Origin of the sequence: Kineosphaera limosa NBRC 100340 (assembly GCF_000298215.1) — a bacterium.
Taxonomy (GTDB): Bacteria; Actinomycetota; Actinomycetes; order Actinomycetales; family Dermatophilaceae; genus Kineosphaera; species Kineosphaera limosa.
On record NZ_BAHD01000045.1, the window covers coordinates 1 to 26,834 of the forward strand.

Annotated in this window: 23 protein-coding genes and 1 CRISPR repeat array; of the genes, 13 read left to right on the forward strand and 10 right to left on the reverse strand. The window is 70.4% G+C overall.

Features of this window, described 5'->3' with window-relative positions:
* Window positions 1–33: 33 nt before the first annotated feature.
* Window positions 34–2,135: direct repeats of the CRISPR family, unit length 28 nt; unit sequence GTGCTCCCCGCGCTCGCGGGGATGAGCC.
* A 133-nt stretch (window positions 2,136–2,268) separates the two neighbouring features.
* Entirely contained in the window at window positions 2,269–3,528 is a 1,260-nt protein-coding gene (locus KILIM_RS13180) for a GNAT family N-acetyltransferase (protein ID WP_006593202.1), read from the forward strand.
* A gap of 277 nt (window positions 3,529–3,805) precedes the next feature.
* Here the strand turns inward: KILIM_RS13180 and KILIM_RS13185 are convergent, their stop codons facing one another.
* The 4 genes from KILIM_RS13185 to KILIM_RS13200 form a co-directional block, all read right to left on the reverse strand.
* Entirely contained in the window at window positions 3,806–4,225 is a 420-nt protein-coding gene (locus tag KILIM_RS13185; RefSeq protein ID WP_006593203.1) for a hypothetical protein, read from the reverse strand.
* 138 nt (window positions 4,226–4,363) lie between these two features.
* Window positions 4,364–5,146, reverse strand: coding sequence for a 3-hydroxybutyrate dehydrogenase (locus KILIM_RS13190; RefSeq protein ID WP_006593204.1), 783 nt, complete (start codon window positions 5,144–5,146; stop codon window positions 4,364–4,366).
* A 188-nt stretch (window positions 5,147–5,334) separates the two neighbouring features.
* Complete coding sequence (locus KILIM_RS13195) at window positions 5,335–5,934, reverse strand: SAP domain-containing protein (protein WP_006593205.1); 600 nt, start codon at window positions 5,932–5,934, stop codon at window positions 5,335–5,337.
* A 394-nt stretch (window positions 5,935–6,328) separates the two neighbouring features.
* Complete coding sequence (locus KILIM_RS13200) at window positions 6,329–6,841, reverse strand: helix-turn-helix domain-containing protein (RefSeq protein WP_006593206.1); 513 nt, start codon at window positions 6,839–6,841, stop codon at window positions 6,329–6,331.
* 274 nt (window positions 6,842–7,115) lie between these two features.
* Here KILIM_RS13200 and KILIM_RS13205 point away from each other — a divergent pair, with 274 nt between their 5' ends.
* The 4 genes from KILIM_RS13205 to KILIM_RS13220 all read left to right on the forward strand — a co-directional run bounded on the left by KILIM_RS13205 (window position 7,116) and on the right by KILIM_RS13220 (window position 10,072).
* Entirely contained in the window at window positions 7,116–7,646 is a 531-nt protein-coding gene (locus tag KILIM_RS13205) for a hypothetical protein (protein WP_040563327.1), read from the forward strand.
* Window positions 7,643–8,707 (forward strand): alpha/beta fold hydrolase, encoded by a 1,065-nt coding sequence (locus tag KILIM_RS13210; protein ID WP_006593208.1) that lies wholly within the window; start codon window positions 7,643–7,645, stop codon window positions 8,705–8,707. Before KILIM_RS13205 ends, KILIM_RS13210 begins: the two co-directional genes overlap by 4 nt.
* 146 nt (window positions 8,708–8,853) lie before the next feature.
* Window positions 8,854–9,651: a 3-oxoacyl-ACP reductase gene (locus KILIM_RS13215; RefSeq protein WP_006593209.1), complete on the forward strand. Its 798-nt coding sequence runs from the start codon at window positions 8,854–8,856 to the stop codon at window positions 9,649–9,651.
* A gap of 67 nt (window positions 9,652–9,718) precedes the next feature.
* On the forward strand, window positions 9,719–10,072 hold the full coding sequence (locus KILIM_RS13220) for a hypothetical protein (RefSeq protein ID WP_006593210.1): 354 nt from the start codon (window positions 9,719–9,721) through the stop codon (window positions 10,070–10,072).
* 109 nt (window positions 10,073–10,181) lie between these two features.
* On the opposite strand, the gene paaK is transcribed toward KILIM_RS13220, so the two are convergent.
* From paaK to KILIM_RS13235, 3 genes are read right to left on the reverse strand one after another with little or no spacing between them, the layout of a single operon-like run.
* Window positions 10,182–11,498 (reverse strand): phenylacetate--CoA ligase PaaK, encoded by a 1,317-nt coding sequence (gene paaK, locus KILIM_RS13225; protein WP_157551707.1) that lies wholly within the window; start codon window positions 11,496–11,498, stop codon window positions 10,182–10,184.
* Between the two features lie 21 nt (window positions 11,499–11,519).
* Window positions 11,520–12,026, reverse strand: a complete 507-nt coding sequence (paaI, locus tag KILIM_RS13230; protein WP_006593212.1) for a hydroxyphenylacetyl-CoA thioesterase PaaI — start codon at window positions 12,024–12,026, stop codon at window positions 11,520–11,522.
* Window positions 12,027–12,030: 4 nt separating this feature from the next.
* Window positions 12,031–13,332 (reverse strand): 3-hydroxyacyl-CoA dehydrogenase NAD-binding domain-containing protein, encoded by a 1,302-nt coding sequence (locus KILIM_RS13235; RefSeq protein WP_157551702.1) that lies wholly within the window; start codon window positions 13,330–13,332, stop codon window positions 12,031–12,033.
* A gap of 159 nt (window positions 13,333–13,491) precedes the next feature.
* Between KILIM_RS13235 and paaN the strand changes: the two genes are divergently transcribed.
* Together paaN and KILIM_RS22465 are read left to right on the forward strand one after the other, a co-directional pair.
* Entirely contained in the window at window positions 13,492–15,222 is a 1,731-nt protein-coding gene (gene paaN, locus KILIM_RS13245) for a phenylacetic acid degradation protein PaaN (protein ID WP_255247651.1), read from the forward strand.
* Window positions 15,223–15,571: 349 nt separating this feature from the next.
* The gene (locus tag KILIM_RS22465) at window positions 15,572–17,098 is read left to right on the forward strand and encodes a lysozyme family protein (RefSeq protein ID WP_157551703.1); all 1,527 of its coding nucleotides are present in this window, start codon (window positions 15,572–15,574) and stop codon (window positions 17,096–17,098) included.
* A 108-nt stretch (window positions 17,099–17,206) separates the two neighbouring features.
* On the opposite strand, the gene KILIM_RS13255 is transcribed toward KILIM_RS22465, so the two are convergent.
* From KILIM_RS13255 to KILIM_RS13265, 3 genes are read right to left on the reverse strand one after another with little or no spacing between them, the layout of a single operon-like run.
* A complete protein-coding gene (locus tag KILIM_RS13255) occupies window positions 17,207–17,956 on the reverse strand; it encodes a phosphatase PAP2 family protein (RefSeq protein ID WP_006593216.1) in 750 nt (249 codons plus the stop codon).
* Window positions 17,953–18,702: a phosphatase PAP2 family protein gene (locus tag KILIM_RS13260; protein ID WP_006593217.1), complete on the reverse strand. Its 750-nt coding sequence runs from the start codon at window positions 18,700–18,702 to the stop codon at window positions 17,953–17,955. Before KILIM_RS13260 ends, KILIM_RS13255 begins: the two co-directional genes overlap by 4 nt.
* On the reverse strand, window positions 18,695–19,594 hold the full coding sequence (locus KILIM_RS13265; protein ID WP_006593218.1) for a diacylglycerol/lipid kinase family protein: 900 nt from the start codon (window positions 19,592–19,594) through the stop codon (window positions 18,695–18,697). The genes KILIM_RS13260 and KILIM_RS13265 overlap by 8 nt, the downstream gene beginning before the upstream one ends.
* A 248-nt stretch (window positions 19,595–19,842) precedes the next feature.
* On the opposite strand from KILIM_RS13265, the gene serS reads away from it, so the two are divergent.
* The 6 genes from serS (at window position 19,843) to KILIM_RS22470 (ending at window position 26,635) form a co-directional block, all read left to right on the forward strand.
* Window positions 19,843–21,162, forward strand: a complete 1,320-nt coding sequence (gene serS, locus KILIM_RS13270; protein ID WP_006593219.1) for a serine--tRNA ligase — start codon at window positions 19,843–19,845, stop codon at window positions 21,160–21,162.
* Window positions 21,163–21,315: 153 nt separating this feature from the next.
* The gene (locus tag KILIM_RS13275; RefSeq protein WP_255247652.1) at window positions 21,316–22,677 is read left to right on the forward strand and encodes a sensor histidine kinase; all 1,362 of its coding nucleotides are present in this window, start codon (window positions 21,316–21,318) and stop codon (window positions 22,675–22,677) included.
* 37 nt (window positions 22,678–22,714) lie between these two features.
* Window positions 22,715–23,554 carry a response regulator gene (locus tag KILIM_RS13280; RefSeq protein ID WP_051988788.1) on the forward strand — a complete coding sequence of 280 codons (840 nt, stop codon included), beginning with the start codon at window positions 22,715–22,717 and terminating at the stop codon, window positions 23,552–23,554.
* A gap of 7 nt (window positions 23,555–23,561) precedes the next feature.
* Window positions 23,562–24,137 (forward strand): KwaA family protein, encoded by a 576-nt coding sequence (locus KILIM_RS13285; protein ID WP_006593222.1) that lies wholly within the window; start codon window positions 23,562–23,564, stop codon window positions 24,135–24,137.
* Complete coding sequence (locus tag KILIM_RS13290) at window positions 24,134–25,099, forward strand: Kiwa anti-phage protein KwaB-like domain-containing protein (protein ID WP_006593223.1); 966 nt, start codon at window positions 24,134–24,136, stop codon at window positions 25,097–25,099. The genes KILIM_RS13285 and KILIM_RS13290 overlap by 4 nt, the downstream gene beginning before the upstream one ends.
* A 153-nt stretch (window positions 25,100–25,252) precedes the next feature.
* Complete coding sequence (locus KILIM_RS22470) at window positions 25,253–26,635, forward strand: HNH endonuclease signature motif containing protein (protein WP_255247653.1); 1,383 nt, start codon at window positions 25,253–25,255, stop codon at window positions 26,633–26,635.
* Window positions 26,636–26,834 lie beyond the last annotated feature (199 nt).

The window sequence follows — 26,834 nt, forward strand, 5'->3', positions numbered from 1 at the left end:
GGTCACGTCTACCCGCTCTGAGAATTGCCCCAGGTGCTCCCCGCGCTCGCGGGGATGAGCCCCCGCGCTATGGCGATTCCGGGTAAGCGCAAAGGTGCTCCCCGCGCTCGCGGGGATGAGCCCTGCTGACTGACGACCCGCCCTGCCAGGGATGCGTGCTCCCCGCGCTCGCGGGGATGAGCCCCGCCGTCGACGCCGATCGTGAATTGACTTTCAGTGCTCCCCGCGCTCGCGGGGATGAGCCATGGGGCGCGACTGGCGACATCGACGCGAGCGAGTGCTCCCCGCGCTCGCGGGGATGAGCCCGCCACCCGCGTCGTGTGCACCACACCCGTGAGGTGCTCCCCGCGCTCGCGGGGATGAGCCGTACCCGCTTTCGTCGCCGACGATATCGGCCCAGTGCTCCCCGCGCTCGCGGGGATGAGCCCGCACTCATGTCGCCGCCGAGGAGCCAGAACTCGTGCTCCCCGCGCTCGCGGGGATGAGCCCCTCGCCGGTGCCGGCTCGCAGGCCGCCGAGGAGTGCTCCCCGCGCTCGCGGGGATGAGCCCGGCCGTGCGCCAGTACGAGGCCTTGAGCTCGCGTGCTCCCCGCGCTCGCGGGGATGAGCCCTCGGGGAGCGCTGCGGCGATCACCTGGCCGATGTGCTCCCCGCGCTCGCGGGGATGAGCCCCAGGAGGTCCAGTGGGCCGACGAGGACTACCAGTGCTCCCCGCGCTCGCGGGGATGAGCCGTCCGGCACCCAGCCGATCCCGTCGCGTCCCTCGTGCTCCCCGCGCTCGCGGGGATGAGCCCCGTCCTTCACGATCAACCCACCGGGCAAGACGGTGCTCCCCGCGCTCGCGGGGATGAGCCCGTGTGCGTCGACGACGACCTGCTGCGGAGCTAGTGCTCCCCGCGCTCGCGGGGATGAGCCTTCAGCGGCACGCTGCCGCGTGGTCAATGGGATGTGCTCCCCGCGCTCGCGGGGATGAGCCCGACGACGTACACGTACGCCAGCGCCACCGGCGGTGCTCCCCGCGCTCGCGGGGATGAGCCGTACCCGCTTTCGTCGCCGACGATATCGGCCCAGTGCTCCCCGCGCTCGCGGGGATGAGCCCATCGACAGACCGTCCAAGGCGCGATTGGGTCGGTGCTCCCCGCGCTCGCGGGGATGAGCCTGGGTGCCGGAGGAGATTTACACGTATCCCGCGGTGCTCCCCGCGCTCGCGGGGATGAGCCCTCGGTGCCGTGGTCGAGCTCAAGACATGACGCGTGCTCCCCGCGCTCGCGGGGATGAGCCCCGCCATCGACTGAGAAAATGGCCGCCTGATTGGTGCTCCCCGCGCTCGCGGGGATGAGCCCAGGCGGCGGTACCGGCGACGGAGCGACCGGCCGTGCTCCCCGCGCTCGCGGGGATGAGCCGCGGTACTGGTTTCACTCGTCAGAGTTCAGTGAGTGCTCCCCGCGCTCGCGGGGATGAGCCCGACGCCGGGGTCTTGTGGTGGGTGTCGGAGTTGTGCTCCCCGCGCTCGCGGGGATGAGCCCCGCCCGGACGATGTCCCAGTAGCGTTCCCGGAGTGCTCCCCGCGCTCGCGGGGATGAGCCCGGGAAACTCTCGGCCACCGACAAGCGCGCCGCGTGCTCCCCGCGCTCGCGGGGATGAGCCCTTCGACGCGGAAGTTCTCGCCGCGCTGCTCCGGTGCTCCCCGCGCTCGCGGGGATGAGCCCCAGTCCGGGATCGTGGCCCGGCAGACCGGCCTGTGCTCCCCGCGCTCGCGGGGATGAGCCCTTCACCACGTAGCCAACAGCTACTTTCAACGAGTGCTCCCCGCGCTCGCGGGGATGAGCCCGCCGACAATGACCGGAACGGCATCTGGATGCCGTGCTCCCCGCGCTCGCGGGGATGAGCCGGGGCAGAAGCCCCAGCTGCACAACGTCTCCCCGTGCTCCCCGCGCTCGCGGGGATGAGCCCCTCCCACCCGTGCTGGCGGGCACGCAGACCGCGTGCTCCCCGCGCTCGCGGGGATGAGCCCGTCTTCCTCGCCGACATGCTCGGCGTCAGCGAGTGCTCCCCGCGCTCGCGGGGATGAGCCGGCTGGACGGGACTATGGGCTGCCGTGGCAGGCGTGCTCCCCGCGCTCGCGGGGATGAGCCCCGCTGCGGGTCGTGTCCTAGTCCTCCAGGCGGCCCTTGAAATAGCTCTCGACCGGCCATCGTCACGAAGACTCTGTAGTGATCACCCGACAATGAGTTTGCCACCTGCCACCGACGTGACAGAGGCTGAGGCGTGAGCATCGAGATCGAGACTCTGACGCCGGACGACGGGCCCTGGCTGGCCGACACGTTGGACTACGCGTTCGTGGCGGACCCGACGCGGCCGGCGCGGGCGCATCTGTTGGAGCAGGTGGACTGGCGGCGGGCGTTCGGGGCGACGCGGGACGGTCAGCGCGCCGGCTGCTTCTTGCTGCTCGACCTGCAGCTTGCGGTGCCCGGGCCGCTGGGGACCGTTCGCAGCCACCACCTCGACGGCGTCAGCTGGGTCGTCGTCAGTCCGGACCACCGACGTCAAGGTGTGCTGGGCGCGATGATGCGTCATCACCTCGAGCAGGCCCGGGAGCGCGGTGTCGCCTGGAGCGGATTGCACGCCAGCGAAACCGGCATCTACGGGCGGTTCGGCTACGCCGTCGCCGCCCTCGACGTGCGCTACCGCATCCCCACCGGCATCACCCTCGCCGCGCCGCCGGCCGTTCAGGCGCTCGCCGAGGATGTCGAGGTCTGCACCCTCTACGACCTCGACCGCGATGACGTCGCCGCCCGCCTGCGGTCGGTCTCGCGAGGCTGCGCCGACGCGGTCCTCGGCACCATCACCTGGCCCGAGGCCAAAGAGCGCAGCGTGCTGCGCGACAGTCCCGAGGGCCGGCGCGGGAAGGAGCCCCTCCGTGCGCTCATCGCCACGCGCGACGGCGTCGGCGTCGGCTTCGCCCGCTACACCCGCGCTCTGACCTGGGCGAACGAGCAGCCCGACGGCGAGCTCAGCGTCTGCCTGGTCGCCGCCGACCCCGGCGCGCTGCTCGCCCTGGCCCGCCGCCTGCTCGCCGAAGACCTCATGCGCACCGTCGACATCGGCGAGCGCGGTCTCGACGACCCGCTGCTGTGGTGGGCCGGCGGGCCCCGCGCCGTGCAGGCGCGCGTGCTCGACGGGTTGTGGCTGCGGCCCGTCGACATCGGCCCAGCGTTGGGCTCCCGCGGGTACTCCGCCCCCTGCGACCTCGTGCTCGACGTCGCCGACGACACCTGCCCGTGGAACACCGGCACGTGGCGCCTGCGCGTCGGCGCCGACGGTCACGGCCATTGTGAACGCGCAGCCGACGCCAGCCCCGACGCAAGAGTCGCCGTGCAGGCCCTCGGCGCCACCTACCTCGGCTTGCGCGGCTGGGGCGCGCTCGCCGCCAGCGGCGACGTCGAAGAACTGACCCCCGGCACCCTCAACGCGCTCACCGCGGCCTTCGCCGCAGGCTCCGCGCCCCTCGGCGGCCTCATGTTCTGACCGGACGGTCCGGATGTTGCCACCAGCCGGACTGATCGGGCCGTTCCGCGGGGCGGTCTGGCCGGACGTAGCGGATTCTTGACGTACTGGCGACGCCCGCGGCCGAGCCCGGATTCGTGAATGCGCAGGTCAGGGAAGTCTCGTGCGCGAGGGTGCCCGCGCGAGTACGTCAAGAATCCGCTACGTCCGGCGACACCCCACCGCGCCCACGACGAAAACGCCGCGGCGGGAGCTGCGCCGGCGGGAATGGGTGGAATTCGTAGGCGAAGGCGGCCGGTCAGGCGCTGCGCGGGGCGAAGAACGCCAGAACGCTGGTCGCCGCAGTCACCGCAGCGAACAAGGCCCGAGGTTGGCCGACCCCCTGCCGCTGAAGCCACTCGTGGGCCACCCGGTCGACCTTCAACTCCAGCGGCATCGACACAGCCTGCAGGGCCGCGCCCGCACCGGCGAACGCCAGCAACGTGGCGGCGGGGCGTTCTCGCACCGCCTGCACCACCGACGCCGGCAGCACCTCGACCAAGCCCTCTTCGGTCGGCTCCTCAATGAGGTCCTGGTGCACGGCGTCGGCGACGATCACCCCCGCGAGAGCGCACTTGGCCGCTGAATAGGCGGCCAGCTGCCCTCGTGACAGGTGGTGCGGCGTGACAAACGCCAACGCGGTCAATGTGGCGGTCGTGGCAAGTTCGACGGCTCTCATGGCCTCCACCGTATGACGACCTCGCCGAGACGGCAGAGCCGAGCCGTCGACATGCACAGTTCGCGGCGACGTGCAGAGGGAGAACTCTGCAGGTCACCCGAAGGTACGACTTTTCGGCGGGGAGGGGGTGGGGCGGGGTTAGTTGGAGAGCCAGCCGCCGTCGATGCGGTAGGACGAGCCGGTGATGCTCTGGGCGGCATCGGAGCACAGGAACATCGCCAGGTCGGCGACCTCGTCGGCCTCGACGAGGCGCTTGACGGAGGGGCGGGTCAGCATGATCTTCTCCACGACCTCGTCCTCGCCGATGCCGTGGGTCTTGGCCTGGTCGGCGATCTGCTTCGCCACCAGCGGGGTTCGCACGTAGCCGGGATTGATGCAGTTGCTCGTGACGCCCTGGCCACCGGCCTCCATGGCCACGGTCTTGCTCAGGCCCTCCAGCCCGTGCTTGGCCGAGATGTAGCCCGACTTGTACGGCGAGGCGATGAGCCCGTGCGCCGACGAGATGTTGACGATGCGGCCCCAGCCGCGCTCGTACATGCCCGGCAATGACGCGCGGATGAGCCGGAAGGGCGCGTGCAGCAGCACGTTGTGGATGGCCGTGAACACCTCGGTCGGGTACTCGTGTACCGGGGCGACCACCTGGAAGCCGGCGTTGTTGACCAGGATGTCGGTGCGGAAGCGGTCGTCGTCGAGGCTGTCCAGGCCCTCGGGAGTCGACAGGTCGACGCCGATACCGACGTCCCCCGATCCGGGCAACGCGTCGGCGGTCTGCTGCGCGGCCTCTTCGGAGAGGTCGACGATCGTCACGGCCGCGCCCGCCCCCGCGAGCTTGCGGGCGCACGCCAGGCCGATGCCGCTGACGCCGCCCGTGACGAGGGCCTTGCGACCGCTCAGGTCCACATTGACGATGGGCGCGTTCACGATTGAACTCCTTTTCGATCGAGATCCAACGCAAGCATAGGCGCGGGCCCTCCGGCGGCTGCGGTCCCTGTCGATCCAGCCCCGCCGAACCCCCGGGAAACGCGAAAGCCTCGCAGCGAGATTCGCTGCGGGGCTTTGCGTTACGTCGGTGTGCCCGTGCGGGCCGCGTGACGTGAGTGCGTTAGCGCTCAGGCCTTGTCGGCGTCCTTGAGGCGGTTGCGCATCTCCTCGAGGGTGCCGCTGACCGGCAGGTCGCGAGCGGCAAGCTCGGCCTTCAGCTGCGCGGAGTTCATGAGGTTGTAGTTGCGCTTGGCGGTCTCGACAACCGTCTCGGCCTGCTTCTCGGCAACGGCCTTGACCTGCTCGACCTGGTGCTCGGCGGCAACGCGGACCTGCTCGACCTGCTGCTCAACGGTCTCGCCGAAGGTCTGCGCCTGCTCGCGAGCGGAGTTGCTCAGCTGCTCCATCTGGTCGCGGGTCGCCTCGGTGACGGCCTTGGCCTGCTCGCGCCACACGCCCTGGAACTGCTCGGACTGCGCACGCAGCTGCTCGGCGAACTCGGCGTTGGCGGCGAGGACGCGGTGAGCGGCCTCACGCTGCACGGCGAGCGCCTTGTTGGCGAAGTCGAAGACCTCGTCAACGGCGGCGGTGACGTCGACACCCGGGAGGGTGCCGGCGACCGGACGCTCGAGCTGACGCATGTACTGCGAGGTCATCGCGTCGTAGGCCTGGAAGAAGTTGTCCTGCACCTTGCGGGTGGCATCGATGTACTGGGTGGTGATCGACATTCTGATCTCCTTTTCCGTTCTGGTGGTCTGGTCGACGCCGGCTCATCCGTGAGGCCGAGCCCCCGGCGCCTTGCTTGAAATACTACGCGGCCGAATTGGGATGTCAAACACACCGCACTCACGAGGCATTGCAAACAACTGTGTGTGGGCATATTTTGCACCCTAGGCATGCTGCTCGGTGCCCGCGAGCGGTCGGTAATCGCTGAGCTGACCTGGGGTGACGATGCGTCGACTGCCGCATGAACCTGCAGGCTGACACGGTTCAGGCGCCCGCAGATAACGTCTCACTATTCGAGACAGCAAGCGCTAGTGTCAGCAATTAGCTTGTCCGACAACGGGGCTCGCGAGACTGCACGAGTGGACGGGTTGGGGGTCCGTCAGCGAGGGCGTGCGGTCAGCGGCGGTTGAAAAAGGCCTTGTAGAGGGCGAGCATCGCCTGCTTCTCATCCTCGCCCAGCGCCTCGTCCGCCAGGATGGCCTCGACCGTGCCGCGGGTCGGTCCCGAGGTGCCTGAGCTCTCCGAATTCGTCGACGTGCGGGCCTGATTCGTGACGACGCCCGCCTGGGCCAGCATGTGTTCGGTCGAGATGTTCAGCGCGTCACCGATCGAGCGCAGCACCTTCAGCGACGGCTGGTGCAGCCCCCGCTCCACCTGGCTCAGGTAGGCGTTGGAGACGTTGCTCAGGGTCGCCAGCTGCCGCAACGACAGGTCGGCGAGCTGCCGCTGCGCCCGGATGTAGGCGCCCAGCACGCTGTGCCGATCCGCGTGTGCGGCCGCGTGCGCGCTCGCCCCCGGGTCGGGGACGTGCCCGTTCTTCGCCGGTCCCGTTTCGGGCGTGGGGTCCACCGACTCAGCTGACTTCTTGGGCGCTGCGCGTCGTCGGGGCCGCTTCGGCTGCTCCGCCATGGCGCCCTCTCCTTTCGTCGGTGCTCGCCGGTGAACGCTTGCGATCAAGGATACGAAGCTATGGGTGGGAAGGTGTGCAGTTCACCATCATGCTCGCATGCCCGTGACCAGGGAAGTTCACCATACGTTTCTGTGGGGTTAAGCGCCCGGCCGGGCAAGGGGGCTGCTGAGGTAGCCCAAGGATCGCGAAGTGGGATACCCCTGCCATGCCGCTCGATTCGTGCATAGAGTTCGACGCAGCGCCACTCCCGAAGACGTCGACGAGGGGAACTTCATGACCCAACAGCCGCGATCCCAGGATCCGCTTGCGCAGGCCCGAGCGGCCTACGAGCAGGGGGAGAAGCAGGCATCGAAGACTCTGGAGGAGCTCGTCGCCAGCCAGGGCTTCGCCGAGAGCCTCGCGATGATCACGAGCAATATCGCCGCCTTGAGTCGCATGGGCACGATCGGCCTGGACCAGCTCGTGCGCATGAGCCGCCTCGCCGGACGCAGCGACATCGCCCGCATCGGCCGCCAACTGGCCCGCACCGAAGACAAGCTCGAACACGTGCTGCAGGTGGTAGAGCAGCTCGAGTCCGAGTTGGCCGTCACCAAGGCCGAGCGCGACGCCGCCCGGGAGGCGCTCGAAGACGGCGGCGCCGCGGTCGAGAGCAGCGCCCGCGGTCGCGCCGCGGGTCGCGCCGGCACCCGCGGGGCGGCCCGCGCCAACGGGCGCGGCAAGGCTCGCAGCGCCCGGACGGCCACCGTCGGGCAGGTCGAGGAGAAGGCGGAGGGCAAGCAGCCGGGAGGGGAGGGCTCGGCATGAGCCTGTTCACCCAGCTGACGAGCATCCCCAAGGCCTTGCTCGAGACCAGCAACATCCTGCTCACCACCGAGGATGCGGTCATCGGGGCGACGCCCAAGGATGTCGTGTGGACCCACCGCAAGACGACCCTGTACCGCTATCGCAGCAGTCAGCGGCGCCACCCCGTTCCGGTGCTGCTCGTCTTCGCCCTCATCAACCGCCCGATGATCTACGACCTGCGGCCCGGCAACTCCTTCGTGGAGTTTCTGCTGGAGGAGGGCTACGACGTCTTCCTGCTCGACTGGGGCGCCCCGGACGACGAAGACACCGACATGGGGCTGGCCAACTACGTCTGCGACGAGTTGAACTGGGCCGTCCGCGAAACGTGCCGCGCCTCCGGCTCGCCGGACATCTCCATCATCGGCTGGTGCATCGGCGCCGCGCTGAGCGCGATGTACGGCTCGCTGTATCCCGATGGTCCGGCCCGCAACCTCGTGCTGCTGACGATGCCCATCGACCCCAGCGACTCGCTCTACACGACCTGGGTCGGCCGCGACAGCTTCGACGTCGACCAGCTCGTCGACGACATGGGCAACATCCCCGGGCGCATCATCGACACCGCCAACAAGCTGCTCAAGCCGGTGACCAACTTCGTCACCACGCGCCGCAGCCTCTTCGAGCAGGTGCAGGCCGGCAGCGTCAACCGGCCCGCCTACCAGTCGATGTCCAAGTGGGTGGGTGACAACCCGCCTTTCCCCGCGCAGGCCTTCCGCGAGTGGATCACCTGGATGTATAAGGAGAACCGGCTCGTGCGCGGGCGCATCGAACTGCGCGGTCGGCGCGTGGATCTGCGCAATATCGCCGCGAGCTGCCTGGTCGTCACCGCCGGCTCCGACCACATCGCGCCCCGGCACACAACCACCCCGTTCCTCGACCTCGTCGGCAGCGACGACGTCGAGCACATGGCCCGCCCGGGCGGGCATATCGGGCTCATGGCAGGGTCCAAGGCCAAGCGTGAGGTCTGGCCGGAGATTTCCGCCTGGCTCGAGCCGCGGTCGGGGACCGACCCCTACGAGCCGTGATCCGCGGATCGGTCGCGCCCCGGGCGTATCCGATGCTCGCACCCGAGCGCATCGGCTGCCCGGCTGCGGTAAGTTCGCGAGTCAAGATCACCTGTTGATCGCCACCCACCCCCTACCGTCCCCATCACATCGACGTGAGGAGTCCCATGTCTGACCCAACCCCCCTCAAGGGCAAAATCGCCATCGTTACCGGTGGTACGCGCGGCATCGGCGCCGCGATCAGCGACAAGCTCGTCGGCGAGGGCGCGCACGTCATCGCCTCGTTCGCGGGCAACGTCGAGCGCGCCAACGAGTTCGCCGAAGAGATCAACGGCAAGTACGGCGAGGGCTCGGTGCAGGTCCGCCAGGCCAAGGTCGAAGACCCCGAGGCCTGCAAGGCGCTCGTCGAAGAGGTCTACGCCGAGCACGGCAAGCTCGACATCCTCGTCAACAACGCCGGCATCACCCGCGACAAGCTCGCGGCCAAGCTGGACGCCGCCGACTGGCAGGCCGTGATCGACACCAACCTCGGTGGCGCCTTCTACATGTCCCAGGCAGCCCTCCCGCGCATGGTCGAGCACGGCACCGGCCGCATCATCATGATCAGCTCGCTCAACGGCGAGATCGGCAACATCGGCCAGGCCAACTACTCCGCCTCCAAGGCCGGCATGATCGGCCTGACCCGCACGCTCGCCCTCGAGGCCGCCTTCTCGATGGCCCGCGCCGAGAAGCTGACGGAAGACTCCATCGGCGTCACCGTCAACTGCATCACCCCCGGCTACGTGCTGACCGAGATGGTCGCCGCCATGCCCGACAAGGTGCTCGACAAGCTCAAGAGCGTCATCCCCGTGCGTCGTCTGGCCCGCCCCGAGGAGGTCGCCCGCGTCGCGTCCTTCCTCGCGCAGGACGGCTCGTCGTTCATCACCGGCCAGACGTGGGGCATCAACGGCGGCCAGCACATGTGAGCCCTGCGCTCACCTGTTCCGTCCGTCAGCACAGCCCGTCCCGCCAGCATCGAACCAAGGAGGACTCATGAGTCAGACCGACAAGGCCTTCCAGGCCGCCGAAGATGCCACCAACCAGGCCACCGCCGCCGCGGAGGAGACCGTCTCCCGCATCCGCGACATGAACGAGCGGATCATCGAGGGCAGCCGCAACGCCGGCATTGCCTCACTCGACGCCTACGAGAAGGCGCTGGAGAACCTCGTTCAGCTGCAGGAGCAGACCGCTGGCGCGAGCCAGCTCGACTGGGTCAACGCCCTGGCGCAGGCCCACGCGAAGTACGTCCAGGACGTGTCGAAGGCCTACACCGACGCGGCCCGCGACCTGCTGAACACCCCGCTCGGCGGGGCCGCTGCTCCCAAGGGCGGCGCCAAGAAGAAGTAGTGCTGCTGCTCGCCGGGCAACCGGTGAGCTGAGTCGGGTCGGGCCCGGGTGATGCGATATCGCCCGGGCCCGTTCGCGTGTTAGGCGAGTCGGCTCACTGGGAGCCGACTCACCGCGGACGCTGATCGACAATGCGGCGGGCCTTGCCGACCGAACGTTCGACCCCACCTTCGGGGAGCACCTCGACCCTCGCACTCGTGCCGACCTGCGCCTTGATCTGCTCGGACAACTGCGCGGCCAGCCCGGGCCACTGCTGCTGCGGGGTGCCCGGGTTCGCCTCGACGCGCACCGTCAGCTCGTCGAGTCGTTCGGGTCGGGTCAGCACACACTGGAAGTACGGCGACAGTTCGGGGATCGCCAGCACGAGTTCCTCGATCTGGGTGGGAAACACGTTGACGCCGCGGACGATCATGAGGTCGTCGCTGCGCCCGGTGATCTTCTCGATACGCCGAAACGCCGGCCGGGCCGTGCCGGGGAGCAGGCGGGTCAGGTCGCGGGTGCGATAGCGCAGCACCGGCATTGCCTGCTTGGTGAGCGACGTGAGGACGAGTTCGCCGGTCTGGCCCGGTGCCACCGGTTCGTCCGTCAGCGGGTTGACGACCTCGGGGTAGAAGTGGTCCTCCCAGATGTGCAGACCGTCCTTCGTTTCCACACATTCCTGTGCAACGCCAGGGCCGATGATCTCCGACAGGCCATAGATGTCGGTGGCGTGCATGCCCGCCCGCGCCTCGATCTCCGAGCGCATCGCCTGCGTCCACGGCTCGGCGCCGAAGATGCCGACCTCCAGCGAGGACTCTGCCGGATCGATCCCGGCGGCCTCCATCGCATCGAGCAGCGACAGAAAGTAGCTGGGCGTGACGAAGATGATCCGCGGACCGAAGTCGGTGATGAGCTGCACCTGCTTCTCGGTGTTGCCGCCCGACATCGGCACCACCGTGCAGCCGAGCGCCTCCGCGCCGTAGTGCGCCCCCAATCCTCCGGTGAACAGGCCGTATCCGTAGGCGACATGCGCGATATCGCCGGGTCGACCGCCGGCGGCGCGCGTCGAGCGGGCCACGACCTGAGCCCACGTCGCGATGTCGTCACGCGTGTACCCCACGACCGTCGGTTTGCCCGTCGTGCCGCTGCTCGCGTGCACCCGCACGACCTCCTGGCGCGGTACCGCGAACATCCCGAAGGGGTAGTTCGCCCGCAGGTCCGCCTTCGTCGTGAACGGCAGGAGGCGGACGTCGGCCAGGCTCTTGATGTCGTCGGGGTGCACTCCGGTCGCCTCGAACTGGGCCCGGTAGTGCGGCACGTGCTCGTAGGTGCGTTGGACCGTCTGCTGCAGGCGGCGCAGCTGGTGCTCGCGCAGCTCCTCCAGCGACCAGCGCTCGGCCTCGTCGTACAGGTCCGCGCGCGGCGGGATGGTTGGCAGGCTCACGATCGTCTCCTTCCGACGGGGCGTTCAGCTGCCCGGATTGGGCCTGGTGAGGGTGCGTGAACGGCCGCGGAACACCGCGATGAGGGCCTCGTCGGTGGCCCGGTGGACCGTGACTTCGGTGATGCCGTTACGCCCGTAGCCGGCACTCTCGGCGGCGCGCGCCACGAGTTCGTCGCCGAGGCGGGCCGGGGCGACGAAGTCGATGTCGCAGCTCGCAGCCACCGTCAGGTGGCCGTGGGCGTTGCAGGCGACCGCGAACGCGCTGTCGCACAGCGTGAAGATGAAGCCGCCGTGCGCGATGTCGTGGCCGTTGACCATCGACTCCGTGACGGTCATCGTCAGCGTCGCGCTCCCCAGCGGGCGCGAGCCGTTGGCGCCAGGGTGCAGGCTCACCTCGACGACCCGCATCCCCAGCCCGCGCGAGCACCCGTCGTCGGCCCACATGCGGGCGACGAACGCCAGCTCCGGGCCGGTGTCGGGTGGCCAGGCGGCGTCCGGCGCGGAGGTCGGGGGAGGCGGTGTCTGGGGCATCCGGTCAGGCCCCCTCGGGGGCGTCGATTGGGTCGGTCGAGTCGGTCGGGTTGGGGGGAGAGGTCAGGGCGGGGCTGGGTCGGTAGCGGCCGCCCGGATAGGCGGCGTCGAGCTCGGCGAGTTGTGCTGCCACCGTTGCCAATCCGATCTCGCGGCCCCACTCGATCGGCCCGCGCGGGTAGTTGGTGCCCAGCTGCATCGCGACGTCGACGTCCGCCGCGCTCGCCTCACCCCGGGCCACGAGGTCGACCGCCTCGTTGACGAGCATCGCGACAGTGCGGGCCACCGGATCTGTGCGCACCGGGCCGCCGACCAGCTCGCGGGCGCGGCGCTCGTCGGGCACGGCATCGGTGGCCTTGCCATCGACGTACGTGAAGACGCCCCGCCCGGTCTTGCGGCCCAGCTGCCCGGCCGCGACGAGGTCGCGCTGGGCCTGGGTCGGTTCGTAGCGGGGGTCGCGGTCGGTCTGCTCCCACACCGACGTGCCGACGGCGAGGTTGACGTCCTGGCCGATGAGGTCGGTCAGCTCCAGGGGGCCCATCGCGAACCCGGCGCCCCGCAACGCCAGGTCGATCGTCGCTGCGTCGGCGATGCCCTCGGCGACCATCCGCTGCGCCTCCCCGTAGAACGGCCGCGCCACCCGGTTGACGATGAACCCCGGGGTCGACGTGCACCGCACGGTCGTCTTGCCCCAGGCGCGCACGTACTCCTCGCCGCGGCGTAACGCGGCCTCGTCGCTGCGCGCGCCGCTGATCACTTCGACGAGCCGCATCCGCGCGGCGGGGTTGAAGAAGTGCAGGCCGATGACCCGGCCGGGGTGGGGTACGTCGCCCGCGATCGCGTCGATGTCGAGACTGGAGGTGTTGCTCGCCAACACCGTCTCCGGGCTTTGGGTGGCGGCGAGTTGCTCGAACAGGGCGCGCTTGGCGCCCAGGTTCTCGGCGATCGCCTCGATGACCACACCGCACGGCGGCAGCGCCTCGACATCCTGCTCCGTGTGCAGCCGGGCCGCGGCGTTGCCGGCCGCCTCTGGGCTGAGGTGGCCCTTCTCGGCCAACCGGTTCAGCGTCGCCACCAGTCGCTCGACCGCGGCGTCCGCGGCGCCGGCGACCATGTCGACGAGATACGTCTCGTGGCCGGCCAGAGCCGCCACCTGCGCGATACCCGAGCCCATCGCCCCGGCGCCCACGACCGCCACGACCTCGCCTGCGTCGACCCCGGCTGCGGCGGACTCGCTCGAGTCCTCCGGCGGGCGCTCTCCGGATCCGGAGTTGCGGCCTGGCTGGGCGGAAGCAACGTCGCTCATGTCGCACACTGTCGCAGATCTTGCGCCGAACCGTCACAAGGGCGACGGTTCACGCTTTGCTATGCAGGTTGCTCCGATCCCACCTGGGCAATGTGTCGCGTTGGGGCCGAAGCGGCGTTGGGGTGTAACGAATCGGCGGTCCCGGCTAGCCTGACGAGGGTGACGACCACTGCTGCTCCCACACCAACCGACGCTGCCGCCGGATTCGTGCGCGCCCACGAAGCGACGCTCGAGGAGGCCGCCGCCGCGCTGGCCGCCCGCACCTTCTACTCCCGCTACCCGGAGTCGCCCTCCCCGCGCGTGTACGGCGAGACCGCCGCCGCCGACGGGCTGGCCACCTACGAGTCCTACCTCGGCGACAAGTTCGTCGCGCTCGGCGACCAGCCCGCCGACGGCGACGTCGACGCCGAGGAGGTTTCGCCGTTCGGTCCGCGGCTCGACGTCAGCTACCCGCACCTCGATGTGGACGCGGCGATCACGGCAGCGCTCGGCGCGATGCCCGCCTGGCGCGACGCAGGCCCCCGGGTCCGCGCGGCGGTGTGCGTCGAGATCGTCAGCCGCATCAACGCGCGCAGCTTCGAGGTCGCCCAGGCCGTCATGCACACGAGCGGCCAACCGTTCGTCATGGCGTTCCAGGCGGGCGGGCCGCACGCCCAGGACCGCGCCCTGGAGGCGATCGTTGCCGCCCTCGTCGAGCAGGAGCGCGTGCCGACCACCGCGACCTGGGAGAAGCCCGCCAAGGGTGACCCGATCCGCATGGTCAAGGACTTCCGCATCGTGCCGCGCGGGATCGCTCTGGTGATCGGCTGCAACACCTTTCCGACCTGGAACGCCTACCCGGGCCTCTTCGCCTCCCTGGCCACCGGCAACCCGGTGCTGGTCAAGCCGCACCCGCGGGCCGTGCTGCCCCTGGCCATCACCGTGGCGATCTGCCGCGAGGTGCTCGCCGAGGCCGGCTTCGATCCCGCGCTCGTGCAGTTGGCCGCCGAGGCCGGGGGCGAGGGGCTGGCCAAGACCCTCGCGCTCAACCCGGCCGTCAAGATCATCGACTACACCGGCGGACCGACCTTCGGCGCCTGGTTGGAGAAGGAGGCGGGCGGGGCGGGCAAACTCGTCTACACCGAGAAGGCCGGGGTCAACTCGATCGTCATCGACTCCATCGCCGACCCGCCCGGACTGCGCGGCCTGACCGGCAACCTCGCCTTCAGCTTCTCGCTGTACTCGGGGCAGATGTGCACCGCGCCGCAGAACGTCTACATCCCCCGGAGTGGCATCCGCGTCGGCGACCAGCAGGCCTCGTTCGAGGACGTGGCCGACGCCATCGGGATGGCCATCTCGAAGTTCACCGGCGACGACGCCAAGGCCGTCGAGATTCTCGGGGCGACCGTCAACGACGACGTCCGCGGTCGGGCCACCGACATCCCCGGCCTGGCGGAGCGTCTCGGCGGCACGGTCCTGCTCGACTCCCGTGCGGTCGCCCACCCGACCTTCCCGGATGCCGTGGCCCGCACCCCGGCGCTCATCGGCCTTGACGTCGCCGACGAGTCCGCGTACACCCAGGAGTGCTTCGGGCCGGTCGCGTTCCTCATCGCGACCGACTCCACGCAGCAGTCGTTGCAGCGGCTCACCGAGACGATCCGCCAGCACGGCGCGATGACCGCCGCGGTCTACTCCTGCGACGAGGAGGTGCTGGACGCAGCGCGGGACGCCTGCGCGGAGGCGGGGGTCGCGCTCTCGGAGAACCTCACCGGGCCGGTCTTCGTCAACCAGACCGCCGCGTTCAGCGACTACCACGGCACGGGCGCCAACCCGGCGGCGAACTCTGCCTACACCGACGCCGCGTTCGTCGCCAACCGCTTCCGCGTCGTCACGAGCCGACGGCACGTCTGAGCGGGATCGATCACGCTCGGCTCAGGGCCGGGCCGGCACCTCGCCGGCCCGGCCCTGCTTGGTGGAAGGAGGTCTTCCGCCGCGTTTTCGACAACTCCAGTGCGGCTGGCGCACAGGCGTATTGCGCCGTTCTCCCGGCGATTCCCCGTAGCTGAGAACCCGCTGACCAGGTTCGCTGTGCTAAGGGGGGAAAAACCGCTAGATTTGGGCCGGCCGACCTGAACGGCCGTCCGCTACGGGGGAGTTCGTAGCGTCGCCGGAGCGTCGAGGGTGGTAACGACGACGGCACCGCAGTTGGTTGGGGGCACTTCGAGTCCGGCGCGCCATGGCGCGTCAGGGGGAGCAGGACATGACGCGTCATGACGGGGGCTACGACCCGTTCGAGGATCCGGACCGGATCACGGTCGTCGACCGCGACGAAGAGGACGAGCAGCCGCAGCGGCGGCGTTGGTTCGTCGTGGGCGGAGCCGGAGTGGCCGCGGCCGCGGTGCTCATCGGCGGCGTCTACACGCTGGCCTCCCGTGGTGACGACACCTCCGAGCGTGTCACCCAGCGGGTTGCGCTGTCCGTCGACGGGCTGCCGACTCAGGCCTCTGCGCACCTCGTCTCCCAGGTCGAGCCGTTCGCGACCGCCGCCCTGACCGGCTCCTTGCCGTTGCCCGACGGCATCACCGCCGCCGCACCCGACGTCGTGCCCGAGCGCGCCGCGCAGGCCTACCGGCGCGCCGAGGCGACGATGGCCCAGGACCAGTCCTCGTGCCGCGTGCCGTGGTGGCTCGTCGCGGCCGTCGGCAAGGTCGAGTCCAACCACGCCAACGGCCAGGCGGACAAGAACGGCAACGTGGTGCCCGCCCTGCGTGGGGCCCGCCTGGACGGTCAGGCGCCCGGCACGAAGCAGGTGCTCGACACCGACGGCGGTCGGCTCGACGGCGACGCGCTCTACGACCGACCCATGGGGCCGCTGCAACTGCTGCCCGGCACCTGGGAGTTGATGGCCCGCGACGGCAACGGCGACGGCATCGCCGACCCCGACAACATCGACGACGCCGCGCTGACCGCCGCCACCTTCCTCTGCTCCTCCGGGCAGGACCTGTCCTCCGCCAAGGGGCTGGCCACGGGCGTGCTCTACACCAACGACCGCGCCGACTACGCCGCCAACGTTCTCTCGTGGGCTTCGTACTACCGCGGCGGCACCACCCCGCCGGCCGTCGCGCCGGTGCCCTCGCCGACGACCGCCCCGGAGGTGCGCAGCCGTACCACCGGCACCCCGCCGATCACCGAGACCAACAGCCCCACGTCGCAGGCCTCCCGCGCCGCGACCGGCTCGGCCACGGCACCCGCGCCGACCGCCGCCCCGGTCACCCCGCGGCCGGCCGTCCCGACCGCCACCCCCACGCGCGTGCCGACGCCCACCACCGCGCCCACGCCCACCCGCACGCCCACGCAGACGCCGACCGTGACGCCGACTGTGCCGGCCACGACCCCGACCCAGCCGGCGACCACGCCGACCCAGCCCGCGACCACGCCGACCACGCCGAGCTCGCCGCCCAGCTCGTCCTCCAGTGCCCCGTCTCCGGCGCCTCCCAGCCCGCCGCCGAGCTCCTCGAGTTCCTCGTCGAGCTCGCCCAGCTCGCCCCGCCCGTCGCGGACGCGACCGAGCAACCCCGAACCCAGTGACCCGGGGCCGAGCAGCGCGCCCAGCTCGCCCGCCTCGACTCCGACCGGTCGAGCCACGTCGTCCAGCCCGATCGCCCCGCCCAGCAGCCCGAGCTCCAGCAGCTCGACTCCCGCGAGTCCGCCCACGTCCTCGGGCGGCGGTCAGACGAGCGCCCCGTCCAGTCCCGACCCGACGGGCACCCCCACCGACGGCAACTGAGCGGTCCGGCTACCCGGCGGGGCCGAAGATAGTGTTCCCTTTTGCAGGCCTGACCGGGCAAAAGCGAACACTGTAATTGGCCGACCACGATCCGCCGGGGCGGCCCGGTCAGCCGAAAGGCTCCTCATGCGGAGCCTGCCGGGTCTCGCGGACGGCCCGCACGGCCGTCACGGCGCAAAAGACGCCCAACAGCATGCCGACCACGATGTCGCTGATGTGGTGGGCGCCGCGGTAGTAGCGCGCAAACGCGACGAGCAGCGGCAGGGCCACTGCGAACGCCACGATCGGCACGCGGATCCACGCCCGCTCGATGCGGAGCGAGAGCAACGCGATCGACAGCCACAAGGCCATTGCCGCCGCCGCATGCCCACTGGGAAAACTGGAGGTCGGCGGTGCCGGGTCGGGCCGAGTGACCTCGGGGCGGGGTCGGCCGACGACATGCGTGGCGGTGACGAAGATCGTGGACTCCACCGTGATCGCCAGCAGCGGAACCATGCCCACCCACCAGCGTCGGGTCAGCCACAGCAGCACGAGCGAGAGCACGACGGCGGAGCCGATCGTGAACCACGTGTCGGTGCTCGTCGACCACGTGTCGGTCAGGGTGTCCCACAGCGGCGAGCGCCAGGCGGCGATCCGCTGGCTCCACACCTCCTCGGGCTGCAGTTCGCCCAGCGGCCCCATGATGAGAAGCCCGAGCGCGACGATCGCGGCCCACACCAGGAGTCCGGGCAGCACGGCGTAGCGCAGCAGCTGCCGAGCCACGTGGCCCGGCGTGGGCGAGACGGTGGGCTTCGGCCAGCGGCGGATCAGCCCGGTCGCGTCGGCGCGGTGGGCGGGGTCGGATGCGCGTGCACTCATGCGGACCCTCCTGCGGCGCGGCCTGGGCTTGTCGCCGGGGCCGAGTGTTGGGCAGCCCGCGCGGGGCGCTCGGGCAGGTCGAGGTCGCGGGGCGGGCGGCCGTGGCTGAAGCCGGTCCACGACGAGTAGGTGAGGGCCAGCCCGAGCAGCACGCCGACCACGGTGTCGGACGGGTAGTGCACGCCGAGGAAGACCCGATCGAGCATCGTGACGACGGTGACGACCGCTGCCGTGGCAACGACCGTGCGGGCCACGGCCCGATGCCGGCGCAGCAACGGCCAGGCCATGACGATGACCGTGGCCGACGCCATCGTCACGTTGAACACGTGGCCGGAGGGAAAGCTGTATCCGGGTGCGTGCTCGATCGCGTCCTCGACAACGGGGCGGGCGCGCTGCACCAGCAGCTTGACGTTGAGCCCCATGTTCCAGCCGACGAGAGCGGTGGCGACGCCCCACAGGGTGCGCGCCCGCAGCCCGCGCCGCCACGTCCAGACCGCGACCGGTGCGGCGGCCAGGTAGACGTGCCAGGGCAGAAAGACCTCCTGCCACGCCAGGAGCGCTGCGCGCAACGCCGGAGCGGAGCGGGTGTGGTCGGTGGCTGCGACGATGGCCGCCTCGTCGAGGCGGTGCAGCGGGCTGAATCCGGCCTGGACCAGCCCGGCAAGGACCGCGACCGGCACGCACGTGACGACCGCCGCGAGCAGCCCCCGACCGATCCGGGGCAGTGCCGCGCGTGCCTCAGGCAATGCGCACCCGCAGGCACGCGGGTTTCACGGCGAACCGCAACGCCGTGCCCGGGCCGATCGGATCACCGTCGAGCTGCACCTCCTGCGGCTCGAAGAGCTGCAGCGAGAGGCGGCGGACACGGTGATGCTCGATGCGCGGATTGCCGCGACGGCGATGGGTCAGGATGTGCGCAAAGACCGAGGTCCAGCCGATGATGCCCTTGGGGGAGAGCAGCACGACATCGAGTTGCCCGTCGTCGACCTCGGCGTCGGGCAGCAACTCGACCCCGCCCTGCAGGCGACCGACGTTGCCGACGACGACGGTGCGCACCCGACGCTCCTGCGGGCGCTCGTCGTCGATGCTCACCCGCACCTTGAAGCGGTCGGAGCCGAGATGCTTCATGCCCGCCACGACGTATGCGGGCCAGCCGAATTGAGCCTTGAGCGTCTCAGGGGCGTCGGCCATGACCGTCGCGTCGAAGCCCATGCCGGCCATGACGAGAAAGTAGTAGTCCTTCTCGACATCCTGGGTGTCGCCGGGGGCGACGACGTGGATGAGGCCGACGTCGATGAGGTCGTCGCGCCCCGTGAGGGCCAGCGCCAACGCGTCCTCGATGGAGTCGACCGGCAGCTCGAGGTTGCGCGCCAGCAGGTTGCCGGTGCCGCCGGGCAGCAGGCCGAGGGGGATATCGGTGTCGATGAGTGCGGCCGCGACCGCCCGCACGGTGCCGTCGCCACCGAGCGGACAGACAAGGTCTACCCCGGCTGCCACGGCCTCCCGGGCCTGCCCGGTGCCGGGGTCATCGGCCGTGGTCTCCAGCCACAAGGGGTCGGACCAGCCGTGCTCATGGCAGACGCGGGTGATGCGTGCGCGCTCGGCGGCGACATCCTCGAACTTCGTCGGGTTGACCACGATCGCGGCTCGGCCGCGGGCCTGCGGGGTCTCCGGTCGCGGTGCATCCTCGTCGTTGATGATCCCACCACCCTTTCGGCTCGGTCTGTCGACCGTACGCCCTCATCGCAACGAACGCTGTGTGATGTGGGGCAAGTCGGGCGAAACGCCTGCCTTGTACCGCTGTCCAAACTGGGGGACGAGGCCCCGACCCCCCGCTGGGCGAAACAGATTCGGCCGTGCGGGCGCGCGCTACTAGGCTGGCAAGAGTGATCGACATCAAGGTGCTACGGGAAGATCCGCAGGCCGTGCGCGCATCGCAGCGCGCCCGCGGAGAGGACGAGTCGCTGGTAGACGCCGTGTTGGCGGCCGATGAGCGGCGCCGCTCCTCCCTGGCGGAGTACGAGTCGACCCGCGCGGAGCAGAATCGCGCCAGCAAGGCCCTCGGCCCGCTCATGGGTGCCCTGAAGAAGGCGCAGCAAGCCGGCGAAGACACCGCCGCCCTACAGGCGCAGGCCGACGAGGCGCGGACCGCGGGGGCCTCGCTGTCGACCCGGGTCAAGGAGCTCGACGCCGCCCGCGTCGCGGCCGAGACCGAACTCAACACCCTGGTTCGGCGCATCGGCAACGTCATCATCGACGGGGTGCCCTCGGGCGGCGAGGACGACTTCGTCGTGCTCGACACGTACGGCACGCCAAGGGACTTCGCGGCCGAGGGGTTCGAGCCGCGCGACCACGTCGAGCTGCTCGAAGGCTTGGGCGGCCTCGACCTGGCGCGGGGTGCGCGGATCGCCGAATCGCGCTTCTACTACCTCATCGGCGCCGGCGCCCGGCTCGAGCAGGCGATGCTCAACCTCGCCCTCGACCGCGCCTACGACGCCGGCTTCACCCAGATCGGGGTGCCGACGTTGGTCAACCACCGGACGATGGAGGGCGCCGGCTTCCTCGACGCGCACGCCGACGAGGTGTACAAGTTGGGCACCGACGAGTTGTACCTGACCGGCACGTCGGAGGTGGCGCTCGCCGGCTTCCACACCGACGAGATCCTCGACCTGTCCGACGGGCCGCGCCGCTACACGGCGAACTCGACGTGCTACCGCCGGGAGGCGGGCAGCTACGGCAAGGACACCCGCGGCATCATCCGCGTGCACCAGTTTCAGAAGGTCGAGATGTTCGTGTACTGCCGCCCGGAGGACGCGGTGGCCGAGCACGAAAACCTGCTTGCCCAGGAGCGCGCGATGCTCGACCTCATGGAGATTCCGTACCAGGTGATCGACGTTGCGGCCGGCGACCTCGGTGGGCCCGCGGCGCGCAAATTCGACTGTGAGGGCTGGGTGCCGACCCAGGGTAAATACCGCGAGCTGACGTCCACATCGAACTGCACGACGTATCAGGCCCGGCGCCTCGGCATCCGGGAGCGGGGTGAGGGCGGCACCCGCACCGTGGCGACCCTCAACGGCACGCTGGCGACCACCCGTTGGCTGGTGGCCATTCTGGAGAACCACCAGCAGGCCGACGGGTCGGTCAACGTGCCCGCGGCGCTGCGGCCCTACCTGCGCGCGGATCGGCTGGTGCCGACCGGTCGCTGACAGGGCCTGCCTGCGGCTCAGTCCCGTTGATGAGAGTCCTTTTCCGGCGTTTCCGTCGCTCGGGGGAGGACTCTTGTCGGTGCTGCCACCTACGGTGACAACGACAGCCCGATTCGGGGCTGGGCAGGACAGCGGCAGGTAGGAGGCGTGCGGGTGAGTCGTGTGTCGCTCATCGAACGGTTCGCCGCGTGGATCGGTGTCGACGAGCCCTGGGAGCGCGACCCCGGACCGGGGCGTGCGGTGCAGGACGCGCGCGTGGCCTGCGGATTCATCGTTGGCATCGTCGTCAGCCTGGAGGTGATGCGCAGCCTGGGGTTGACCGAGCAGATCGATTTTCCGGTCTGGCAGCAGTACGCGATCCTCGTGGCCGGGGTGCTGCCGTTGTTCGTGCGACGGCGCTTTCCGTTGGCGGTCGCGGCGGCCACCCAGTTGCACTTCTTCGTCGTCGCCATGACCATGGGGCTGCTGGCCTACCAGTTCGTGTTTCAGGTCATGGCGTTCTTCGGCCTGTACAGCGGGGTCGCTTGGGCGCGAGACCGGCGGGCGCTGCTCGTGTTGCTCGGTGCGGTCATGGTGTGGATGGCGGGGTGGCTGGCCTGGGACTTCGCCCTCGGCAACTCGATCGCTCAGATCACCGAAGATGCCGCCGGCCGGCAGGCGGCGGGGCTGCTGAGCGCCCCCGTGGCGTATGTGCTGTACACGATCGCCATGAACTTCGTGTTCTACGGCGGCGCGCTGCTCTTCGGCCAGAACTCGTGGCGCTCGGCGCGCCGGTTGGCGATTCTCACCGAGCAGGCCGACACGATCGCCGAGCAGGCGCAGGAGCTGCGTGACCAGGCTGTGGTGGAGGAGCGGCTGCGGATCGCGCGGGAGCTGCACGATGTCGTCGCGCACCACGTGTCGGTCATGGGCGTGCAGGCCGCGGCGGCGCGGCGGGTGCTGGACCGACGCCCGGAGGCTGCTGTCGGGGCGCTGAGCCACATCGAGGAGTCGTCGCGGCAGGCGGTCGCCGAGATGCGCCGGCTGTTGGGCACGTTGCGTTCGGGCTCGTCGACGCCGGAGGCCTCGCGGGAGCCTGGGCCGGGGCTGGCGGGTATCCCCGATCTGGTGCGGCAGTCCCGCTCACCGGGGTTCGACCTCGAGTACATGCTGGTTGAGGAGCCCGACGGGTCGGCGGCCAGTGTGCCCGGGCCCATGGCGTTGTCGGTGTACCGCATCGTGCAGGAGGCGCTGGCCAACGTGCGCAAGCACTCCAGCGCCAACCGGGTGACCGTCGCCGTCCGCGTTCGCGGTGCCGGGGCCGACCCCGGGTACGTCGAGGCCGAGGTGGTCGACAACGGCCGGCCGTTGGGCGCGACGTCCGGCACCGGCCTCGGGCTGCTGGGGATGCGGGAGCGGATCGCCTCCCACGGCGGCGCCGTCGAGGCCGGGCCGCGGCTGTCGGGTGGCTATCGGGTGCGGGTGCGTTTTCCCCTGACGGCAGCGAAGACCATCACGCCGGAGCACGAGTCATGACGGCGGCTGGGGAGCCGCGCAGGAGGGAGGCGCTGTGATGGCGCAGTCAGGAGCGATCGATGACTCGCGCTCGGGCGAGGGCGGCGGTGGAGCAGCCGGCCCGCTGCGGGTGTTGCTCGTCGACGACCAGAAGCTGGTGCGCTCGGGGTTCGAGCTGATGCTCTCGGTGGAGGACGACATCGAGGTCGTCGGCGAGGCCTCCGACGGGCTGGAGGCGGTGGAGCGCGTTGCGGCGCTGCGACCGGATGTCGTGCTCATGGACGTGCAGATGCCGCGGATGGACGGCATCGAGGCGACCGAACGGATTCTGGCCGGGTCGCGGGGCGACGGAATTGAGGGTGCCTCCGAGGGGGGCGCTCCCCGGGTCGTCATCCTGACGACCTTCGACCGCGACGACTACGTGTTCGCGGGTCTGCGTGCCGGGGCCAGCGGGTTTCTGTTGAAGAACTGCGAGCCCGATCAGCTCGTCGAGGCGATCCGCGCCGTCGGGCACGGTCACTCCCTGCTCGCCCCGGAGGTCACCAAGCGGGTCATCGAGCGGATGGTCGGCACGCCCGACGCCGAGGCGGTTCTGGCGGCCGGCGCCACCGGTGGGCCCGGCGACACAGGTGCGCCTCCGGCCGACGAGGGGCACACCGACCAAGCGCGCGACCCGGAGACGGAGAAGGCCATGGCCCGCCTCACCGACCGCGAACGCGAAGTGCTCGCCCTGCTGGCCCGCGGCCGCTCGAACGCCGAGATCGCCAAGGAGCTCTTCTTGGGCGAGGCGACGATCAAGACCCACGTCTCCAACTGCCTCAGCAAACTCCACCTGCGCGACCGAGTCCAGGCCGTCGTCTTCGCCTACGAAGCGCGCCTCATCCAGCCCGGGGAGTAGGCGCGTCATGCGGGCGCTTGTGGCGGTGGGACTGCTGGCGTCGGCGTTCGCGCCGCTGGTGGCGGTGCTGGCCGTGCTGCAGCTACCGGCGCTGGGTTGGTGGGCGTGGGCGTTGCTGGCGGGGTGCCTGGCGTCGGTCGTGTTGCTGCTGGCGGTGCTGCGGTCGCTGGGCGGCATCCAGGCCAGGCCGCTGCACGCCAGGCAGGTGCGCCGGGCCGACGAGCGGGTCGTCGCGTTCACCTCCTCGTATGTGCTGCCGCTCGTCGTGGCCGCCTTCGGGCCCGAGACACCAGCCAAGGTGGTCGCCACCGTCGCCTTGGTCGCCCTCATGGCCCTCATCTACGTGCGGGCCGGGCTGTTCCACCTCAACCCGACCCTCGCGCTCCTGGGCTACCGGCTGTATGAGGTCACCGCCACCAACGGCACCGTGACGATGCTGCTCACCACGAGCCGGCATCTGCGCCAAGACGCCACCCTGCACTGCCGCTACCTCGGCGACGACGTGGCGATCGAGGGTCGCGTCGATGGTCGGCGGTCCGGCCGCGCGCCGGCCGCCGAGTCGACCGACGGGGAGGCGACATGACCCTGGAACCGGCCCGGCAAGCCCTAGAGGCCGCCGCGGCGGCCCAGAGTGCCTCGCTGGAGAACTTTGTGCTGCGCGGGCGGACGCTCGCCGACGCCACGGCCTGGCGGATCGACCTCGAGCAGGATCTCGCCCAGCAGGTCGGTGATGACGTGCGCGGTGGCGCCGGCGCGCTGGCCGACAAGCAGTTGCTGCCGTACGACCCGGCGTACCAGACGAACTCCTCGCAGGTGCTCGTCGAGGAGCTGGCGGGGGTGCCCGAACTGGCGGCGGTCGATGCGCGCCTGCGCGGGGGTGATCTGCCGCCCGATCCGGTCGGCGATGGCCCCGAGAGCGATCCCGTGCTGGCGATGGTCCACGTCGTCGGCGACGGCGCAACTCGGCTCGCCGCGTATCGCTTCAAGGGGCCCGGGATCGCCGTGCGGCAGCGCGGCATCGCGCTGCTACCGAGGGCAGGGGTGTATCGGCGAGTCCGTGACGACCTGCTGTTCTACGACGACCGCTTCGACGCGTACACGCTCGGGGAGTCCGTCTACTTCACGACCGTCTCGCTCATCCAGACCAAACTTGCCGCCGACGACAAGGCCCGCCGGCTCGCCCGGCAGACCCTGCGGGAAGTGACCCGCGACGTGCGCATCGACGGCTACGAGCTGCTCGCCCAGGCCGTCGCCGACGACCCCACCCTGCGCGCCAAGATGGCCTCCGTCGCCCGCATGGTGCGCGACGATCCGGAGTACGCCGCGAAGCTCACGACCCAGGCGCTCGTCGACTTCGTGCAGGCCCACCCGCAGTACGACATTCCCGTCGCCACGGTCGACGGTCGCGAGGTGCTGCGCTTCGATCCGGCTCCGCGGCACCGGCACCAGATCCCGCGGCTGCTGGCCGACGACTACTTGCACAGCCTCCTCACCGACCGCAGCTACGAGGCCGGCTCCAAGAGCCGCGTCCGGTTCAAGGGATGAGATTGTTCAGTACATCTGTACCCACAAGAGTCTTTCTACTATAGTCTGTATATATGCACTTGATTCGTACTTCTGTCTAGCCGAGACTTGTGGGAGGGGGTCGTCATGTCGGGTTGGTGGAATGTCGCGCGTGTCCTCGATGACGGCGCATCTTTGGATGAGTTCGATGAGGTGCTGCGTGGGTTGGAGTCGGCGATACCCGACGAGGTCGCTGATGACTTCACGCTGGCGGACGCGTCGGGTGAGTTGCGGGGCTGGGAGTCGCTGGCCGCTCGGATCGACGTGCGGCGCGCGCGACTGATGGGGTGGATGGTCGAGCTGCAGACGCAGATCGATGTGGAGCGGTGGAAGGTCGAGAACGGCACGCGGATCGAGCCGAGTGCGTCGGCGGTGGCGGGGCTCCGGGCGGGAGCGCGAGCCTCGTTGGTGGACACGATGACCGCGGTGTGTGGCGGGTTCCGGGGGGCGTGGCTGGACCGGGCTCGTTTGGGGACAGCGCCCGAGTCGTTGGCGAAGACGCTGCAGCCCGCGGTGGCCGGGGGCGCGTTGAACGTGTTCCAGGCGGCGACGCTGCTCAAGGAGTCCGAGGAGCTCGACATCACCGCGGAGCAGCAGTCGGCGATGGTCGAGTCGGTGGTCGAGCATGCGCGCGGGCATCGAGAGCGTCGTGGGGTGCCGGTGTCGCAGCCGTTGTTCCGTTCTCGGGTGCGTAAGGCGGCGTTGGAGCATGCAGGGCCGGTCAAGCAGAAGAAGGCTGCGCACGAGCGGCGGCGGGTCAAGATGCTCGGGTTGGACGATGGGCAGGCCGGACTCGAGGTGCGGGGAGCGCAGCCTCGGGTCGAGGCGGCGATGGCTCGCCTGGATGCGGTGGCGCGCAGCGCGAAGGCGGCGGGGGATGCGCGGACGTTGGCGCAACTGCGGGCGGATGCAGCGCTGGACCTGTTGATCTTCGGGGCGCCCGCCCCTGATGCCGCGACAAGTATCGATCACCCCGGTGAGGGTGGCTGGCCGCCGGCGGTCGTCAACGTGGTGGTGTCGGCGGCGTCGCTACTGGGCGCGAACGAGGTTCCGGGATTGGTCGAAGGCGCCTGGGTGGACGCGCAGACAGTGCGGGAGCTGGCCCACGCTCGCGGGAGTGTGTGGCAGCGCATCGTGGCCGACCCCGTCACCGGGTACGCGATGGACGCGGCGGTCGACTCCTACCGGCCGACCGCGGAAATGGCGCGGGTAGTGCGGGCCCGCGACGGTCATTGCCGGGCGCCAGGGTGCCTTCGCCCGGCCGCGCATGCGCAGTTGGATCATGTGCGGGAACGGCGCGATGGTGGCCCGACGAAGGGCACCAACCTGCAGGACCTGTGCACCGGGCACCACCCACCGAAGAGCCGCCGGCACTGGTCCGCGCGGATGGACGATACCGGGGTCGTCACCTGGCGCCTGGCCGACGGAACGATCACCCGCACCTACCCGATGGACTACCGCGACTTCGGCATCCACCAGGTCGATCACGCCGTCCCCGACTGCCCGGTGGCCGGCTGATACGGCTGATACGGCTGATACGGCTGACCCATGGGGCGACCGCGTCATCCGCTCGGGGGAGCAGGGGCGGCCCTGAACGGCCTGGCGAATCCGCCTTCGGGGGGATCCGCCTCGGAGTGAGGTTTCGTAGCTTGGAGGAGTGCGGTCACCGCCGGTGACCGACGGGCTACCAGCTCCCAACGCCCATCGACGAAGGGGA

Coding starts and splice junctions, on each gene's coding strand:
- KILIM_RS13290 (WP_006593223.1), top strand. CDS start 24,134: ATGACCCTGGAACCGGCCCGGCAAGCCCTAGAGGCCGCCGCGGCGGCC.
- KILIM_RS13280 (WP_051988788.1), top strand. CDS start 22,715: ATGGCGCAGTCAGGAGCGATCGATGACTCGCGCTCGGGCGAGGGCGGC.
- KILIM_RS13220 (WP_006593210.1), top strand. CDS start 9,719: ATGAGTCAGACCGACAAGGCCTTCCAGGCCGCCGAAGATGCCACCAAC.
- KILIM_RS13205 (WP_040563327.1), top strand. CDS start 7,116: ATGACCCAACAGCCGCGATCCCAGGATCCGCTTGCGCAGGCCCGAGCG.
- KILIM_RS13215 (WP_006593209.1), top strand. CDS start 8,854: ATGTCTGACCCAACCCCCCTCAAGGGCAAAATCGCCATCGTTACCGGT.
- KILIM_RS13210 (WP_006593208.1), top strand. CDS start 7,643: ATGAGCCTGTTCACCCAGCTGACGAGCATCCCCAAGGCCTTGCTCGAG.
- KILIM_RS13235 (WP_157551702.1), bottom strand. CDS start 13,332: ATGAGCGACGTTGCTTCCGCCCAGCCAGGCCGCAACTCCGGATCCGGA.
- KILIM_RS13195 (WP_006593205.1), bottom strand. CDS start 5,934: ATGTCGATCACCACCCAGTACATCGATGCCACCCGCAAGGTGCAGGAC.
- KILIM_RS22465 (WP_157551703.1), top strand. CDS start 15,572: ATGACGCGTCATGACGGGGGCTACGACCCGTTCGAGGATCCGGACCGG.
- paaI (WP_006593212.1), bottom strand. CDS start 12,026: ATGCCCCAGACACCGCCTCCCCCGACCTCCGCGCCGGACGCCGCCTGG.
- KILIM_RS13200 (WP_006593206.1), bottom strand. CDS start 6,841: ATGGCGGAGCAGCCGAAGCGGCCCCGACGACGCGCAGCGCCCAAGAAG.
- KILIM_RS13185 (WP_006593203.1), bottom strand. CDS start 4,225: ATGAGAGCCGTCGAACTTGCCACGACCGCCACATTGACCGCGTTGGCG.
- KILIM_RS13255 (WP_006593216.1), bottom strand. CDS start 17,956: ATGAGTGCACGCGCATCCGACCCCGCCCACCGCGCCGACGCGACCGGG.
- KILIM_RS13285 (WP_006593222.1), top strand. CDS start 23,562: ATGCGGGCGCTTGTGGCGGTGGGACTGCTGGCGTCGGCGTTCGCGCCG.